This window comes from Bacillus sp. JJ1122 (genome assembly GCF_036964885.1).
Taxonomy (GTDB): Bacteria; Bacillota; Bacilli; order Bacillales; family Cytobacillaceae; genus Mesobacillus.
In genome coordinates, this window is the sequence record NZ_JBALQL010000036.1 from 30,126 (window position 1) to 47,402 (window position 17,277).

18 protein-coding genes are annotated in these 17,277 nt (G+C 38.4%); 8 read left to right on the plus strand and 10 right to left on the minus strand.

Translation table 11 applies throughout. From position 1 onward, the window contains the following. Positions 1-207 precede the first annotated feature (207 nt). Positions 208-1,014 (minus strand): extradiol ring-cleavage dioxygenase, encoded by an 807-nt coding sequence (locus V7201_RS19495; RefSeq protein ID WP_335378430.1) that lies wholly within the window; start codon positions 1,012-1,014, stop codon positions 208-210. 250 nt (positions 1,015-1,264) lie between these two features. On the opposite strand from V7201_RS19495, the gene V7201_RS19500 reads away from it, so the two are divergent. After that, positions 1,265-5,380, plus strand: coding sequence for a phosphodiester glycosidase family protein (locus tag V7201_RS19500; protein WP_335378431.1), 4,116 nt, complete (start codon positions 1,265-1,267; stop codon positions 5,378-5,380). A gap of 174 nt (positions 5,381-5,554) precedes the next feature. On the opposite strand, the gene V7201_RS19505 is transcribed toward V7201_RS19500, so the two are convergent. Then, the gene (locus tag V7201_RS19505) at positions 5,555-6,445 is read right to left on the minus strand and encodes a DMT family transporter (protein ID WP_335378432.1); all 891 of its coding nucleotides are present in this window, start codon (positions 6,443-6,445) and stop codon (positions 5,555-5,557) included. 311 nt (positions 6,446-6,756) lie between these two features. On the opposite strand from V7201_RS19505, the gene V7201_RS19510 reads away from it, so the two are divergent. The 3 genes from V7201_RS19510 (at position 6,757) to V7201_RS19520 (ending at position 9,116) form a co-directional block, all read left to right on the plus strand. After that, entirely contained in the window at positions 6,757-7,302 is a 546-nt protein-coding gene (locus tag V7201_RS19510) for a GNAT family N-acetyltransferase (protein WP_335378433.1), read from the plus strand. 131 nt (positions 7,303-7,433) lie between these two features. Further along, positions 7,434-8,507, plus strand: a complete 1,074-nt coding sequence (locus tag V7201_RS19515) for a sensor domain-containing diguanylate cyclase (RefSeq protein WP_335378434.1) — start codon at positions 7,434-7,436, stop codon at positions 8,505-8,507. 402 nt (positions 8,508-8,909) lie between these two features. Continuing rightward, positions 8,910-9,116 (plus strand): hypothetical protein, encoded by a 207-nt coding sequence (locus V7201_RS19520; protein ID WP_335378435.1) that lies wholly within the window; start codon positions 8,910-8,912, stop codon positions 9,114-9,116. A gap of 41 nt (positions 9,117-9,157) precedes the next feature. Here the strand turns inward: V7201_RS19520 and V7201_RS19525 are convergent, their stop codons facing one another. The 3 genes from V7201_RS19525 to V7201_RS19535 form a co-directional block, all read right to left on the minus strand. Further along, a complete protein-coding gene (locus V7201_RS19525; RefSeq protein WP_335378436.1) occupies positions 9,158-9,676 on the minus strand; it encodes a CBO0543 family protein in 519 nt (172 codons plus the stop codon). A gap of 178 nt (positions 9,677-9,854) precedes the next feature. Then, positions 9,855-10,625 carry a MerR family transcriptional regulator gene (locus V7201_RS19530; protein WP_335378437.1) on the minus strand — a complete coding sequence of 257 codons (771 nt, stop codon included), beginning with the start codon at positions 10,623-10,625 and terminating at the stop codon, positions 9,855-9,857. 185 nt (positions 10,626-10,810) lie between these two features. Beyond that, a complete protein-coding gene (locus tag V7201_RS19535) occupies positions 10,811-11,335 on the minus strand; it encodes a DUF2202 domain-containing protein (RefSeq protein WP_335378438.1) in 525 nt (174 codons plus the stop codon). A 144-nt stretch (positions 11,336-11,479) separates the two neighbouring features. On the opposite strand from V7201_RS19535, the gene tatA reads away from it, so the two are divergent. Beyond that, on the plus strand, positions 11,480-11,677 hold the full coding sequence (gene tatA, locus V7201_RS19540; RefSeq protein WP_335378439.1) for a twin-arginine translocase TatA/TatE family subunit: 198 nt from the start codon (positions 11,480-11,482) through the stop codon (positions 11,675-11,677). Positions 11,678-11,987: 310 nt separating this feature from the next. On the opposite strand, the gene V7201_RS19545 is transcribed toward tatA, so the two are convergent. From V7201_RS19545 to V7201_RS19555, 3 genes are all read right to left on the minus strand, one after another. Further along, positions 11,988-12,251 (minus strand): DUF3949 domain-containing protein, encoded by a 264-nt coding sequence (locus V7201_RS19545; RefSeq protein ID WP_335378440.1) that lies wholly within the window; start codon positions 12,249-12,251, stop codon positions 11,988-11,990. Between the two features lie 66 nt (positions 12,252-12,317). Next, complete coding sequence (locus tag V7201_RS19550; RefSeq protein ID WP_335378441.1) at positions 12,318-12,617, minus strand: hypothetical protein; 300 nt, start codon at positions 12,615-12,617, stop codon at positions 12,318-12,320. Between the two features lie 18 nt (positions 12,618-12,635). Continuing rightward, positions 12,636-13,925, minus strand: a complete 1,290-nt coding sequence (locus V7201_RS19555) for a TolB family protein (RefSeq protein WP_335378442.1) — start codon at positions 13,923-13,925, stop codon at positions 12,636-12,638. A gap of 202 nt (positions 13,926-14,127) precedes the next feature. On the opposite strand from V7201_RS19555, the gene V7201_RS19560 reads away from it, so the two are divergent. Further along, positions 14,128-14,310 carry a hypothetical protein gene (locus V7201_RS19560; protein WP_335378443.1) on the plus strand — a complete coding sequence of 61 codons (183 nt, stop codon included), beginning with the start codon at positions 14,128-14,130 and terminating at the stop codon, positions 14,308-14,310. A 48-nt stretch (positions 14,311-14,358) separates the two neighbouring features. After that, positions 14,359-14,889: a dihydrofolate reductase family protein gene (locus tag V7201_RS19565; RefSeq protein WP_335378444.1), complete on the plus strand. Its 531-nt coding sequence runs from the start codon at positions 14,359-14,361 to the stop codon at positions 14,887-14,889. A 286-nt stretch (positions 14,890-15,175) separates the two neighbouring features. Here V7201_RS19565 and V7201_RS19570 read toward each other — a convergent pair whose 3' ends face one another. After that, entirely contained in the window at positions 15,176-15,946 is a 771-nt protein-coding gene (locus V7201_RS19570) for a FixH family protein (protein WP_335378445.1), read from the minus strand. Positions 15,947-16,117: 171 nt separating this feature from the next. On the opposite strand from V7201_RS19570, the gene V7201_RS19575 reads away from it, so the two are divergent. Continuing rightward, a complete protein-coding gene (locus V7201_RS19575) occupies positions 16,118-16,513 on the plus strand; it encodes a hypothetical protein (RefSeq protein ID WP_335378446.1) in 396 nt (131 codons plus the stop codon). A 123-nt stretch (positions 16,514-16,636) separates the two neighbouring features. On the opposite strand, the gene V7201_RS19580 is transcribed toward V7201_RS19575, so the two are convergent. Continuing rightward, positions 16,637-17,143 carry a ferritin gene (locus tag V7201_RS19580; RefSeq protein ID WP_335378447.1) on the minus strand — a complete coding sequence of 169 codons (507 nt, stop codon included), beginning with the start codon at positions 17,141-17,143 and terminating at the stop codon, positions 16,637-16,639. Between the last annotated feature and the right edge of the window lie 134 nt (positions 17,144-17,277).

Consider the following 17,277-nt stretch of genomic DNA (forward strand, 5'->3'; position numbering starts at 1 on the left):
AAACAACCTATAAGAAAAAAGAATAATACCTGCGAAAAATAAAATTGCCAAAAATAACAGAAATATATTTGAACGTAAATGATTTATACCAATCTCCCCTTAAATATCATTACCATTTAAAATGCTTTAACTCTTTCTGAATCGATGCAACATAAATATATCTTTGTAAAAGTGGCAAAGGTTCGCGAATTGGTGATACTGTCCTCATTAAAAATAACCCGCGCAAATCAATCCAAAATAGGTAGGTACTTCATAAGATAAAAATTCAACATTTCGTTGTTCAATAGGAATGGCTCCTGCAAGAATCAATGTTTGCCAGATTCCATCAGGTTTCGCATCATCAATACAGGCAGCTTCAAATTCAGCAATTTTTTCTATCTGGTTCGATTTGATTAGATCAACGGCTTGTTCATCAAATTGTTTGGCGGCAGGGTGATGACCATATGGACCAGTTTCAGCATGAGCATGTGCCCAGTCGCAGCTGGCTATTAAACCAACTCGCTTATTAGATTTTGCGACCGCTTTCTGAAGCGTCCTTCCAAATTCAATATGCTGCTGGAAGCTCAGATCTCTCGATGGCGTAATGACAACAATCGGAACGTCTGGCATAAAACGAAGCGGTACAATCGCACCCCAATCCAATGGCAGGCATGAAATCGGTCCTTCGGAAGTTCCGAAATTGATTGTTGAAGCTGGTACATTGTTTCTCAATGCTTCCTTGTTTATTGCACGCGCTAAATCACGGGCAACTTGTTTTTCCATTCTGAAGATCTCGTTGTTTTCCTCCCAAAAACCCTCCATCCGTTCAGAATCCACAATAGAAAATCTCCCATTAATCCTAGTCCCATGCGGCGTAAGAACAATCATGTAATCCGGATTAGCGTCCTTCATGTTCTTCCCAAGCTTTATCATACTCTCACGCGTTAAAGCCATTCGCGCAGGGTCAGAGCCTTGCAATTCAGGAATAAGCTCACCGCCATGAGGAGCAATACAAGCAAATACAAATGGATTCATAACTTTCAACCACCTTTTTTTCCTCGTTAATCTATTAATTTGATTGTTTGTTGCGGTATTCCTTCTTACAAGTAACTTTTCTTTTAAAAGATGAGCTTAAGTCCCATTTATTTCCCAACTCCAATTAGGTCCTTCCACACTTACCCATTTTTAGAAAAATCTTAATAATGGATTAATACTAGATTAATAGTCTTTTAATAAGATGGAAGATGTATTACATAACATTGAAAACATACATAGGAGGAGAACGATGAAGAAGCATTGGAAGAAGAGAATTGTCCCGATTGCCGTATCTGTTACCTTAGCCGCTAGTATGATTTTTCCAATTTTGACATCAGCACTTGGCAGTTTCGATTTAAAGTCTCCCATTGTCAAACTCCCAATTAACCAGTATCAGGCTGATTTAGCACCTGGTGTGAAGGAGAAGCATTATAGCTTCGAGGGAAAAGAAGGGAAGAAGATTGAGAGTTTTGTAGTGGAAGTGGATATGCAAAATCCAAGTGTAACCATTGAAGCTGGCACACCCAATGACGGAACAGCTTTTGGGTTGCAGCCTGTCAGGCAGCAGGCAAGTGCCGCTAATAAAGAAAACCATCACGTAGTGGCTGCTGTAAATGCGGATTTCTACAATATGGCCACTGGTGAGCCTTTAGGCTACGTATACAAGGATGGACAAGCAGTAAAAGATAAGTCCTCGTCTGGGCAGGAGTTCTTTGCGATCAAAAAATCCGGGGAAGCAGTCATCGGCACTCCAGCAGAATTTGAAGGGATGAAGGACCAAGTTGAAGAAGCTCTAGGCGGAAATGCGATTCTTGTAAAAAGCGGCCAAGTCTATCAAACTCCACAAACGGGTGCAGAAAAAGAACCGAGAACTGCAGTGGGAATCAAGGCAGACGGTGATGTGTTTTTCGTTGTGATTGATGGACGGCAAGAGCCATATTCTGCGGGAATCTCTATGCCTGATTTAGCCCAGCTTATGATCGACATGGGTGCAGTTAGTGCATTGAACCTGGATGGTGGCGGATCGTCGACCTTCACGACTCGTCAACTGGGCGGCGATCAGCTCGAAGTAGACAATGTACCATCAGACCGTACAGAAAGAAGTGTGGCGAATTCCTGGCTGATCGTCTCAGAGGAGCCATCAGACCATGTGTTTGCATCCGCGCATATTGGACCTTACGACAAATCCTTTACACCTGGTTCTACCATCACTTTCAGCGCAAAGGGAATGGACAAATCAATGGCCCCAGCACCGTTGCCAGAGTCTGGGTTAACGTGGGAATTATCCGATCCAACTTTCGGTGAAATCGCTGAGAACGGAACATTTGTATCGAATGGGAAAACAGGTCAATTTAATGTTCTGCTTAAGTTAGATGGCAATGAGGTTGGCAAAAGCATAATTGAAATCGCACAGCCTGATCAGATGTCATTTTCAGCAGCAGAATTAACGGCGGCCAGGAACAGTGCAATCAATCTAGGTTTAATCACCAAATTTGAAAAGCGAGAAGTTGCTTGGAAATTAGAAGATATCGAGTTTGAAATTCCAGAAGGAATGGGAACGATTGATGAAGCTGGCGTTCTTCATACTGGAGATCAAAATGTTACTGGCATCGTTACAGCTCGACTAAAGGGGACTAGCCTTTCCTCACAAATAAAGGTATCTGTAGGTAAGCTTCCTGAAGTGATGTTCGATTTTGAAGGAAACCTTGGTTCATGGAAAACCTCTACAGCAAACCGCGGTGAAAAAGGTGCTCTTAGTATATCGAAATATCCTGCTCCAGTCCGTTTCGGAAACCAGTCGTTAAAAATGGATTTCGACTTCACGAATTCGCCGATTGGAACGACTCTTGGTGTATACGCAGGTCCAGGTGTAAATACACCAATCGATGATAACCCTACGGGAATAGGGATGTGGGTGTATGGCACCCCAGAAGCCCAAGGGTACTGGGTGAGAATGATGATTATAGATGGAAATAATAAAGCACAAACGATCAATCTGACACAAGAGGTTCCGGGGATCGATTGGACTGGCTGGAAATATATCGAGGCAGAAATCCCGGTAACTTTTAAAGGACCATTTAAGATTTCTGGCACCCAAGCGGTTCGCATGATGTCCACGAAATCTGGAATTACGGGGCCAATGACAAAAGGATCAATTTATATTGATAATATCAGGGCCGTTTATGGTGAGAAAATGGATGATTTATATCCACCGGAAATCAAATCCGTAAATGTTGAAGGTAAAAACTTTACATCAAGTGCTGTTAACCTGAAGGCGGAAGTGAATGAATTTGAAGACGACCCTTTTAAAACGGGGATTGATTGGGAAAAAATCAATATCTATGTTGATGGGAAAAATTATTCCAATGCAGAAGGCCATTTTTCCTATGACATGGACGGATCTATTTCACTGAGCGGTTTGAAATGGGCAGATGGTACTCATAAGGTCACATTGATGGTTCCAGATCAATTTGGAAACCAGGCGATCAAGACGGTTTATTTTACCGTGAATTCGGGTTCGGGGAAAATTGATCTATCAGGTGAGGAACAGTCATTTCTGGGTGATGTGTACAGTCTTGGCGTTAAGGCAACGAATCCTGCTGAGATTTCAGGTTCCAAAATGAACATCCAGATTGATGAGAACTTCCCGGTGGAGGCTGTTCAGTTTACTGAAGAATTCAAGAATAGTACATCCAGCTATGATGCAGAAACAGGAATCCTATCGTTAAATTTGGTGGTGAATAGCACTGCAACTGGAGCTTCAGCCGAGGCAGCAGAGATTAAAATCAGAGTTCCTGCTTCTACAAAGGAAGGCAGCAAGCTAACCTATGAAATGATCGATGCAGAGCTTAAGCTTAATTCTCCTAAAGAAGAAAACTTCGTGTCCACCTATTCAATGGTGCCTGCAAGTGTCGAAGTAAAGGGAGCCTTCAATGTCGAAGGGGATGCGATCCTAATTGGCAAGCCGTCCATTTTCACCGTTAAAAATAATGAAAATGAAGTTGCTAAAGACGTGGAAGTCTATGCGACAATCGACGGCAGCAAAGAATCATTATTTTTAGGAAAAACAGACACCGAGGGCAAGATAACCGTAGATTCGATTACGAGTGAAGTGAAGAAACTCGCGATTTATGCAGTTAAAGATGGTAAATATTCATTCAAATGGAACACACAAACATATCCGGCATTACTGGCTGCTGATGAAATTAAAAACCTACTCTCGACACCAACAGCTGACCCTTATAAGGAAAAGGCATTAACCTGGATGTCGAGTCCATTAGCTAAGGAAAAAACGGTTGTTCAATATGCAAGAAAGCAGGATTATGACAGAAAGGGCGAAGGTTCCCTAGAAACAGCCACAGGATCTTCGAGTCGCCAGGTATTCTCTGGTGAACAGGATATCACAAAGAATGGAATTGTCAGAGTGAATGAAGTCTTATTAAAGAAGCTGCAACAGAATACAACTTATGTCTTCCGTATTGGTGATGGTGAGACTTGGTCAGAGCTACAGGAATTCACCACATTACAAAGAAAGCAAAGCTTTGAGTTCGCAGTTCTGGGGGACACTCAGTCGCCTTCTGACTTAAGCGATTTTAATAAAATCATGGGACAGCTAAATAATAAAGACTTATCGTTCATGATCCATGTAGGGGATTTCATTGATGAGTCTTCTAAATTCAGCCAGTGGAACGACACATTAAAATCATTGAATGAGTACGATAACATCCGTAATACTGACCTGGTCGCTGCATTAGGAAATCATGAATACATGGGAGATGCAGATGCAAGTTTGGCTAAAGCCATCTTCAACTCACCGGAAAATGGTCCGGCAGCAGATAAGGGCGGTACGTATTCAATCGATTATAACAACTTGCACATAAGCGTATTAGGCTATACAAGTGAGACTGATGTTTTAGAACAGCAGCTCGAATGGCTAAAGCAGGATGTGAAAAATTCCGATAAGCCATGGAAAATCCTTGTGACACACAAACCACCATATTTCACGAATCCGTTTGGAGGAAATGAAATCATGAGGGAAAAGCTGCTTCCAGTCGTCGATGAATTGGGGATCGATATTGTATTCTCAGGCCATGACCATTCATACGGCAGGACGAAAAAGTTGAAGGCAGGAAAAGAAGATTCAAACGGAACAGTTTATGTAGTTGCCGGAACAACAGGCAAAAAGCATTACGATGCAGTGGCTGATGAAAAGTTTGAATATGTCAATATGGATAACATTGCTGTCTCCATGCGGGCAAAGGTTGATAAGGATCGAATTACGTTTACAACCTTAACTTCTGACGGGGAAGTGATAGATGAATTTTCGGTTGTGAATGAAGATTATTTTTTTGAAGAGGAAGAATAAGTAAAATGGAGTGCCAGGTTTCTCCGCCTGGCACTTTGGCTGTAGACAAACTTGAAAACAAGGTTGTCTACAGCCTTGTTTATTTTAATTAGGACATTATATTTAATCATGCTAACATGAACATTCAGGGTAAACATCTCCAAACGAATGGTCTTTATTAGTGGGCTCTCATGATTAAGCCGCTTTCCTAGTTACTCTTTTAGGATGAAAATCAAAAATAAGAAAAATGCTGGTTAATATAACGATAAGACCAGCGATCATCCCTAAACTAATTTGTTCATTCAGGAATAGTACGCCCCATAACATACCGAAAAAAGGGATCATGAATGTCACACTTAAAGTTTTCGTCGGACCTACACTTTCGATCAGATAGAAATACAGCAAGTATGCAATAGCAGTGCAAAGAAGCGCAAGGCCCACAACTGAAAATGCTGCCATGGGGGTAAGGACAGCAGTTGATTCTGGCAAATGGAATAAGGTGAATGGAATGAGAAGCAAGCTTGCACCCAATTGTTGACCAAAAGCAACTGTCAAAGGAGGGACTCCTCCAAAATTCTTCTTCGCATACACACCTGCAATGCCATAGGATACTGTGGAAAGAACAGATAGGATGATCGCAATTAGCACTTCTATTGTTAGGGGGATCGGGCTCCACCCAACTAGAATAATGACCCCAATCGTACCTGTTAAAATCCCCAGCCATTTTCTCATAGTTAACTTTTCCTTCATCCATACCCAAACGACAAGTGCTGTAAATAAAGGTGTCATGGAATTGATAATTGCCGACATAGATGCATTTAAATGAAGGGCAGCGAAAGCAATCAAGGTAAATGGCAAAGCCGCATTCAATGCACCAATGACAAGATATTGTTTCCAAAGTCGTTTGAATTGTGTGGATTGCCCGATCATAAATATGTAAAACAACAACGCAATTGCTGCAATTGTTACACGGCCATGAATGGTGAAAATTGGGCCAATTAGTGGTGAAGCGATCCGAATAAATAGGAATGAGGCTCCCCACAAGGCAGCAAGCGCAAACATCGCTCCAATATCTTTTGTTTTCATCAAATTACTCCTCTTGTTTTTCTACAATCAAATAATGTAACTTCTAGATTTTTAATATAAATTTCTAGAGCCTTACGACTCCTACATCAGTTTTACCATATACCAGCTCAAAGTTTAATTCGAAATCTTGCTCTTTTACTCTTTTGGTTGTTATTTGTTTGTCCTGTCATTTCTTATATGAACTAAGAAAAAATTCAAAAATGGTCTAGCATTCACGTGAAAAATAAGTGACACAGCCATGAACTGATGATAATATATAAATCCCTAATAGGAAATAAATGTATAAAAATAGATTGATAGGAGAGAACGAAATGAGAATAGAACCAAAAGAGTTTCTTGTTCGTGAAGTGCACTATTATATCAGGTCTGCTGAGGAAAAAGATGCGGAAGTATTGTCGGAAGTCCGTTTGCAGATTGATGGAGAAACGGAGAATATGGATCGGGAACGTGGCGAGGCATACATAGATGAAGCAGGATTCATGCAAATCATAAAAGCTGATTCCGAAAGTGAACATAATCTATTTTTAGTTGCTGAAGTGAATGGAAGAATTGCTGGCTTTTCAAGATGTGCAGGCAATACTTTGAAAAGAAGCTCCCACAGAGTGGAATTCGGGATCGGTGTTCTTAAAGAATTTTGGGGATACGGGATTGGAAAAAAGCTTTTAGAAGAGTCGATTAACTGGGCAGACTCAAATGGAATTAAGAAAATTTGCCTGCATGTTCTTGAAACGAATGAGAAAGCGTGCGAGCTATATAAAAGATACGGATTTGAAGTAGAAGGGGTGTTGAAAAAAGATAAGCTGCTGTCAGATGGTAACTACTATGACACGATTGTAATGGGTAGGCTTAACTTATAATTGCGGCCAAAATCTGCTGAATATAAAAAAATAACAGACGACAATAAATTTATCCTATATTAAAAACACTTTTAGTACTCTATAATAATAATTAACGTGTCTATATAGTAATCTCTTTTGGAAGTGTTAATATGATAAATACCAAACTTACGAAAAAACGTTATTTTTTAAAAAGAAAAGCGGATCATACACTTCAATTGGAGAGTATGAGCTGGTTGGCTGAGCATTATAAAATAATCATGAATTTTGCCAAGGAATGCAGCAAAACGGTAAATGAAGAAGCTCTGTTGAAAAAGGCATATGAAATGGTCTCAGAGGTCATTCCAACCGACTCTTTTTATTTGGCTGTACCTAATGAAGCGGAAAATAACATAGATTTCTTAATATTAATGGAAGATGGTCAACCCTTGCCAAATTTTTCAATAGAATATGGGGAAAACAATACGACTCGAGTAATCAAGAGCCGCAAAATCATTCATCATCGTATTCAAGAAGATGATGATATGAAGACAATGGTCGGAAGAGTGGATACGATCTCGCATTTGTTTGTTCCGATCATTATCGATGATCATGTTAAAGCTGTCATTTCAGCTCAAAGTTTCAAAGAGTTTGCCTATCGAAAAGAACATGAGGAACTTTTGCAGCTGATCGGTGCACAGGTGATGACTTCGATCGAAACGGCAAGACTTTATGAAGAAATACATACCCTTTCTAATACGGATGAATTAACCGGGTTGAAAAACCAAAGAGCGTTCAATTCTTATATCACGAAACGACTAGAAGAGAATATTTCCTTTGCTTTAATCATGCTGGACCTGGACAACTTGAAGGGCATTAACGATCTGTATGGTCATGAAACTGGGGACTTATATTTGAAAACCTTTGCTGAGGGAATAAAGAGCATTTGCTCCACGGGAATAGAAGGGTTTCGATATGCCGGTGATGAATTTATGTTAATCGTCAACACACAAGAACCTGATGTTATAACTGGAGTTTATACCAGATTAGATGATTATTTATCTTCAAACCCTATTGTTATCTCTGGCAATAAAATTTCTATTACCTATAGTTCCGGTCTTTCGATTTATCCGGATCACGGGTCAAGTGTTGAAAAATTGAAGAAGACCGCGGATCAGGCACTCTATTCGGCAAAGCAAAATGGGAAAAATCAGTATGTGATTTTCAGTTGTGAATTAAATAAATAGGAAATTGCGAATAAATGGTAAAAGGGTTGCTCTGGCAGCTCTTTTTTTATGGAGCAGAAAGGAAATAAACTAGCCATAGAGATAAAATCAGTCTTCATTATGATCCCTTTTTTGAATCTCGGTTGAATCCTTTGATTAAGTTAGGCGTTTTAAGAATCTTACTTTGCTTTTCATCCGTTCTTGTATCCCAAAGGCTGTATTTAATTTTGTTTTGACTTTCATTTTTTTCACTCGGCAATGTATCCACCTCCACTTTTATATAGTTTCATTTGATCAGGAATTCTATACAGAATGGATTTATTCTCGATTACTCCGTTTTTCATGATAGTATTTTTTACCTTAATAAAAAGAACATCAAAGTTCATGATATAGGGGTAGTCAAAAATTAAAGGAGAGATACTCATGCCGCAAATTGATGTGAATCAACTAAATCAAGCAAAAGCAAATGTAACACTAACCCAGGATTTATTAACGAAAGCCATTGAAAAAGCAAATGCCGATCCTATCCTTGCTCAGGAAGCAATTAAACAGGCATCGAACGAAATTTCATCCGCTTTAAGTGCTGTAAACCTGGCACAAAATACTTCAAAAGCTCAAGCAACAGAGTGAGGCAGTAAAAATAAATCCCCTTATCAATTAAGGGGATTTTGTTATGAATTATGACTGGGGTTTCTTTTTTTATCTAACAATCGAATCCATTCAATGAAGACCTTGACTAACAAAAAAGTAAAAGAGAGAACAGAAAAGGTATAAAAGCTGTTCCAGCCTTTTCGATATCTCACTAATCTGGTTTTTTTTTCAAGCCAATTTTCAATGAGTGTCATCGGACCGCTAAAAAGGAAAACACTAAAAATCGATTTTATTGGCTTCATTTTATAGGTGAATTGGTTGTACATGACACATGATAAAGGAAATAAAATATATAGAAATACAATGTTTGAGTCAAACAAATGCGGGAAGTACCGGTGCGGATATTGCACATATTTTTTCTTTATAACTGGTCCGTCAATTAAAGTTGAAATTAACGTTTTAAATAAATAAATGAGAAACCAGTCTTTTAATGCACCTTTTTTTCTGAAAAGAAAAAATATACTTGCACCTATTCCGAAGATGGTAATTAAATTTAATATTGTCTTATCCTTCACATTCTCACTCCTCATAAATAACATGTTCCTTTTCGGAAAAATTATGAGGATAATATTGATCCTTTAAAGTTTAATATTTATAGAAGCAGGGAAGTTCAGAAGGTAAAAAAAAGGATAGATTAAGCAACCAATGTTGTTTAATCTATCTTTTAATCTTTAGATGGCCATTATAGAAAAATTCCATTTGGCGCTATATATTCTATTAGCATTCATTTTTCTGGCCGGTATAGATACGAATAGCGTCTCGAAGGAATTTTGCTGCACCAGGATGCTTTTTATCGTAGTATTTTGCAAATCGCTCGTCTTCTACATACATTTGTGCAACACCTGCATGTGCTTCTTTTGAGTAGTTTCCCCAATAGATCGTCAGCCACTTACGATGCATATCAGCTGTTTTTTGCGCGAGTTCGCCTGCCGGATCACCAGTCAAAATAGCTTGGTTTAGAGTTTCCAGAATATCTTCACCAAGCTTTTCCGCCTCTGCAAATTGAGTCTTTGACATATTTTTCAGCTGTTGGTTCGATGTTTCGACCTGAGCTTCTCCATATTTAGCCCTGATTTCATCACCATAGTTCTTTTCATTATCCTTTATCAAATTTTCCTTGAAAGCTTCAAACTTTTCATCGTTACTCATATGAACTCTCCCTTCTCTATATGCTAATGTTTTCTCAACATTGGCAATTAATTGATCCAATTGTTCTCTTTTTGTCAGAAGCTTTTCGCGGTGATCTTCAAGTGCCTTCGTTTCATTAAATGATGGGGAAGTAATAATCTTTTTAATACTTTCTAAATCTACATCAAGCTCTCTGTAAAAAAGGATTTGCTGCAGTCGATCAACCTCTGCCTCTCCGTAAATACGGTATCCCGATGAATTGATCCTTGCTGGCTTAAGAATCCCAATTTCATCGTAATATCGTAGTGTCCTGCTCGTGATTCCTGCCATTTTTGCTAGACTTTGAATCGTATATTCCATGCTTTCACCTCCTGACACTTTTACTTTACACCTTGACGCTGCGTCAATGTAAATAGGTGTTTTGAAAAATATTTATAATATAAAAAGTATATCGTCAAGAGCAACAGCCGTGTGTTAAGGCTCTTCGATTACGGTCATTAGAAAAAAGCAATGGAAATCCATTGCTTTCTAAGCTGTTATTCTTATTAATTTCTGCTCAATCCTCTTCTAAAAGCCTTTAAATGATTTTTTGAAGCATCGCCCAGCTGCGTGAAAACCATCTTTACGTCTTGCGGAAGAGCAGGGGCAGCAGCAAGCTTATCGTACATGGCGATGTTGTCGATTTCGCCCTCGACTCCCTGCTGGAAGGCTTCTTTTAAAGTTGCCGGAGCGGAAACGTATTGTTTGGCTGTGTCCGCCGGTATTTTCACATTGTATTTTTGGAACAAACTGAGCAATGCTGTGATATGCCGCTGTTCCGCTGTTTTAATGTTGCTAAATGGTCTGATGGAACCGAATTTGCTGATTATGGTGTCATATCTTGCTTGAGCAAGGTATTCGTCCTGGATCGCATATACAAGAGCCTCCTCCATGGTTATGGTCGTATCCTGGAGTGCTCCCTTGGCACCAAAGTCAGCTGGAACTGCAGTTTGAGCCTGGACATTTCCGGATAAAAGCGAAAACATTATTATGCCCATTAAAAATAGGCTAATCGAATATTTTTGGATCATTCTATACACTCTCCTTAAAATGAAGAATTCTCTTGTTCATTTTTTACCCAAACCCTTTAAAAAATGCAGAGAAATAAGATATGGGTTCATTTTTAATAGATTATTCGCTATAATGGACATATCTTTTAATTAGGAGACGATCGCATGCTTTCAAATATAGGATTTCCAGGATTAATCCTCATTCTCGTCATCGCGCTGATCATTTTCGGACCTAATAAGCTGCCTGAAATTGGACGTGCAGTAGGGAAGTCAATGAGAGAGTTCAAGAAGGCTACCGAAGGAATCACCGATGATATCAAGAAGGAATTCAATGAAGATAGTAACAAGGATACGAAGAATTAATTTTTAAACTGCCAATGATATTGGCAGTTTTTTTGTTCAATGATTAGGTCTTGGCTTAATACTTTAAACATTTACAAAGTTAGTTCAACTAGTAATAAAATTGGTTCAACTAGTAATAAAATGAGTTCAACTAGTAATAAAATCAGTCCCACTGGTATTAAATTCGAACAAACTGGTATTAAAATAAATCTAACGAATGATGGGAGCAATATATTTAGTGAATAACTCAGCAAACGATGATGAGGATTCCTTTTTTGAGAAGGTTGGCTATTAAAAAAACAAAAAAAAGACCAAAAATGGCCCCCAAGAATCATTTTTCGCTATGTTTTATTCGATATAGAATGGAAGCAAGGATATTAGCAAGAAAAAATAGACCATTCCCCTGAACATTTTCATGCAAAACTAATTCGCCAGCATTCATTTTGTCATACATGTCGCTTTGCTTCTTGCCATGCGATCTTAAGTTTTTCTCTTCGGCCCTAATGGCTTTGATATACCGATATTGAAATGGCAATATCAAAATGGATAGTAAAATATAAATCATCAGTATTCCTAGGAAAATATAAAGTGTCATTATTGATTCCTCCATCTATGAAAAAACGGTTTTTAAATTTACGTAGGAGGTTGGAAAAAGTTTCATTCAACTAGATTTCTTAAAATAAATGTGAAGGGACGATAGCAGCATGATCATTCCATTCAAAATATAAAGCCCCGTAAAAGTGACAGCCAAAATTCCTGCACCCCAACCACCTTCATCAAAAATCCCAACGAAAAAAAGTGTGCAGAAAAAGATAATAGGAGTTAGCAGGAGGAAAATGATTCCTCCCCAGATCCGTCTTTTTACGTTTCTCAATGAAAGTTTTACCGTGAAGTAATTGATTAAGCCAAATAGAATAATCTCCAAGAAAAACGTCAATGCCATTCCTAAACCATCGGACATTTTTTCTATCTCCTCTCGTTACGCTTGTTTTCTATAAAATTTAATCCCGAAAGCAAACAGAAAGGATGCAAGCGTGCAGAGCCAAATTCCAACTGACAACATCCCGACGCCGATTCCTATCCAAGGATCAACCATTGCTGCTACAATAAAGCTTGCAGCAATTGATAGAACAGCAATTGACAGGCTGATGGATGATGGTAAAAATACCCTATTAGGCTTCATATACAATGTTAACAAGAAGAGCAGGATGGAATATAACAAACCAATTGTCCAGCTGTTTATTGTATAATCGACTGCCTGCATCATGACACTGCTCGCTTTGGAAGCTGGAAGATCAAGCGAAATCTCAGACATTTTTTTAGAATCCAGATTGACTGTCATCAGCTTGAACTTATTTGGATCCTGTGGCCAATTTGTATGTTCTAGGAAGAGGATTTTATCAACCGAGTGAAAAAATACTGGGGAAACAACAGCTTTTTTCAAGTTAGTCAATCGTGTGATTTCGCCATTTTCTAAATTCTTAAGGAACAACTCATACTCAAATAGTGAGGAGTTTTTGGATTCCTTAGAGACTGCAGTATAGGCTGCTGCGTTCCTCTTTGGGGAAAGCGTGAGATAGAACGGTTCTGATGGCATCAACTTTGTAAACTCCGAAAAGGAAACCTCTTCTTTTTCAATGTTGAAGGTATAAAGGTCCGTATTATCCTTAAAGAGAATTTCCTTTCCATTCGGAGAAAGGGCAATGCTCTCCATCGCTAGCCGATTATCATCAGTTAGCTGTTTCAGATTCTTACCGTCGAGATCGACTGAAAATAAATCAAATCCTTCATCTGTACCAGCTTCCCATTCTTTAAAGTCCTTTGCAGGCATGCTGGAAAAGTAAATTTGACTTCCATCCTTTGAAAAAATGGCTTCAGAAACATGCTGAGCATCACTAGATAGTTTTTTTGGATTACTGCCATCCTGGTCGGTGATAAAAAGCGATTGAATACCTTCAGCATTTCTAGATAAAAATAGAAGCTTGCTTCCATCCGGTGAAAATTTAGGGTCCCGGTGCTGATCCTTTGTTGAGTGAGTAACTTTTTTAGCGTTCTTACCGTTTGACTCTGAAACATAGATCGCTTCGCGGCCGTCCTTATAATAAGAAAAAGCCAGACTCTGATCATCTTCGGAAATCGCAAGACCGCTTCCGAGCCCCGTGTAATACTTATAGCTGTCCCGGTCACTTAATAAAAGATAGCTGATACTTGCCACAAGCAACAGAACAGTTACCACAAGACTAGTTAAAATTCGCTTCTTATTTTTCATGAAAAAACCTCCTCAAGGATAACAAAACTCCACCTGGATAATTACCTATTAACTAATATAGTGTAAAATTACACCAATTAAAAGGGTTTTTTTAGGAAAAAGATAAAAATATTTCCGACAAGCTTAACTGGTGAATAATTGAAACCTTTTTGAAGCTGATTCGTTAATAACCTAATAAGGATAGTAAGAAGGGATGAGGCAAATGAAGGAAGTGAAATGTGTCAAATGCGATGGAACTGATTTTGCAGAAGGAACAGACTATACGGCGATCAGACCATTGGATAAAAAAATTTCAACCGGGTCAAATAAGATTTATACTTTTTGTTTAAACTGTGGGGAAGTTAGTTCGATCCGCATTGAAAATCCAGCAAAATTCAGGAAATAATTAAGTTTACATAATGGCTATTATAGTTTATAAGGGAGGTAAAATATAATGAACGAACGTAATTTAGCGATATACATTGCCACAAGCTTAGATGGATACATCGCCAGGGAGGATGACTCTTTGGATTGGCTTTTCAAGGTTGAAGGCGAAGGGGATAACGGCTATTCCGACTTTTATGAAACGGTCGATACGATTTTAATAGGAAAACGGACTTACGATTGGGTGATGGAACATGAAAATGGTAACTTTCCATACAAGAACAAGGAATGTTATGTATTCTCAAGGACAGCGAAGGAAGATAATGAGTTCGTAAAATTCATCAGCTCAAATGTCGTTGATTTTACAATGAAGCTGAAAAGAAAAGAAGGAAAAAGAATTTGGCTTGTCGGAGGAGGCGAGCTGATTCATTCGTTTTTAAAGGAAAAACTAGTAGAGGAACTGATTATGACCGTAGCCCCAGTTTTAATCGGAAAAGGCATTCCTTTATTTAAAGAGCTTGATTTTGATCTTGAATTTTCCTTGAAAGGGATGAAGCAGTTTAATCAATTTGCGGAGCTGCATTATGTGATGAAAAAATAATGGGAAATTTTTAATGAAGAAAAGGCAGGATAGCTATGACTCAGCAATTTGAGATTATGATTGTTACTCAGCATTGGATTGGCTTACCAAGGAGGACCTATGTTCACATGGTGAAATTTAATTGAGGGTGAATGTGAGAATATAATACGAAAAGAATTGTTGTTGTCGATGATATGAAGATGTATCGAGAGCTTTGGGACGTATTCAATCGCAGATTAATAAATCCGTGAACCTAGGAATAAATACAGAAAAGCCCTCCGAAATAAGAAGGGCTTTTTCATGTCAATTACTTCACGTTCACCGTTTTCTCTGTATGATCGTGGATATTACCTTTCTCCACGTGAATTTTTACTTTATAGGTTCCAGATGAAGGGAAAGTATGGGTTAATGAATAAGCTCCATTTGCACCTTCGTCAGCTGGGATAAATTCATGCTTGCTTTGGTTCTCTCCCCAGATCTCTAATCTCACAGTTGCACCAGTAATCGGTTCGCTTCCTTGTTTCAGATGAACAGTTAGTTCACTTTTCTGCTTGCTTTGGATAGGTTCATGCACATGGAAATCAAAATCAACCTCGCTGTTATGGTGCTCACCATGTTCATGCTCAGAACTTTCGGATTGGTGATCATCATGCGAATGCTCTGTACCTTCTGCTTGTTTTTCAGCTTCCGCAGTTTCAACGGTAATTTCTTTTTTAGGCATGCTGTGCATGTGTCTGGCCGTCGTATGAGCTACGATGAAATAGTTCCCGCCTTCGGTGAAAGTCTTCTTTACAGAATAAATCCCATCCTGGTCGTGCTTAGCTTCGAACATTTCATGGTCATCCTGGCCAGCCTTCCAAATTTCAAACTTCACCTCATCCGCATCAGTAACCTTTTCTTTTCCCTGAAGAACAGATGCTTTGATTGTGGTTTCCTCTTGGACTTTAATTTTTTCTGGGGTTGTTATGGTCACCTCTATCATCTCTGGTGCCTTTTCCTGCTGTTTCGCTTCTTCTTTCGAACATGCTGATAGGATCAGCAATGTGAACAACAGGATGATAAGCTTTTTCATAAACATTAGCTCCATTCATTGTAAGATGCATTTTAATCTATATTAAGATAGAAATGTGATAAAAGGATGAAATAACAGAGGAAATTAACTATAACATTGAGAAAAGGTAAAATGAAACTAGATCATTGAAAGTGTCGTCTTTTAAAGATATAAAGTCATTTTTAATGAGGTAGCTACGTGAAAAGGATCATTTTTTTAGTTTTACTGATTGGAGTAGTATGTGCAGTTATTGCTCTACAATTTACGGGTCATGCGGGATTTGATGTGATAATCCAGAATGAAACAGAAGTGGACGTTGAAGGTTTATACCTGACGTATAATAACATTCGTTCTGACATTCAAATTCTTCCTGTTGGGCCAGGAGAAAAAATCACGATAAATGTAAATCCAACAGAAGAATTCGGCGAGAATTCAATGAGTTTATATTACAGAGATCATAATGGGAAGATTCATCAAGAAACCGTCTTTGGATATTTTGAACAAGGATATTTTGGACAGGCTATCATCACTCTAGAGGAAATTGATGAGGATGGGTTGATCAGCATGGAGATAGTAGAGAAAATGTTTGAATGAATAGATCATGCACTCGAATAACAATTGAAATTATTGATACGCATTTAATGAAAAATCCCTCTGCCAATCGCAGAGGGATAAATTTTTTTATTTCCTAAATTAATATGATCACTTTGAAAGAATTTAACCTGCTGCTGGTGCAGTGGTATTTGTTCTTGTACCTAATTCTTGATCTAATAATAAAAGAGCAGAAGGATTATTTCCAGCTAGTGTAAGCCGATCAACAATCTTTTTCGCTTGGGCTTCTTCGTCAATTTGTTCCCTTAGGAAGTCTTGAATGACCAGGGCAGCCTGGGGATCAGCTTGGAGTGCATAATTATAGGCTTGGCGGTAAGAATTTGTAACGAATTGTTCATGTGCTAATACTTTTTGAAAGGTTTCTAATGGTGAACCGAAGTCACTTGGCTGAGCAGGCAGGCTGCTGATTTGGACAGTACCATCCCGGTCCACAACAAAATCAATTAACTTTAGCATGTGGGTTCTTTCTTCTTCCGATTGCAATCTCAGCCAATTTGCCATACCTGTATAATTCATTTTTCCCATATGAGCGGACATAGCAAGATATAATGTTGTTGAAACATGTTCAATTTGAATTAACTGGTTAAATAATTTTTGAAGTTCCTCATTCATTCTTTTTCACTCCCAAATGCAAAAATCTGTACATTTCAGTGTATAAAAAATGGGTTATTTGGTACCTTGTATACACATATAGTTCTTATTTTCTTGAAAATTCATGATCCTTTTTGAATAAAACCAAACCTTTT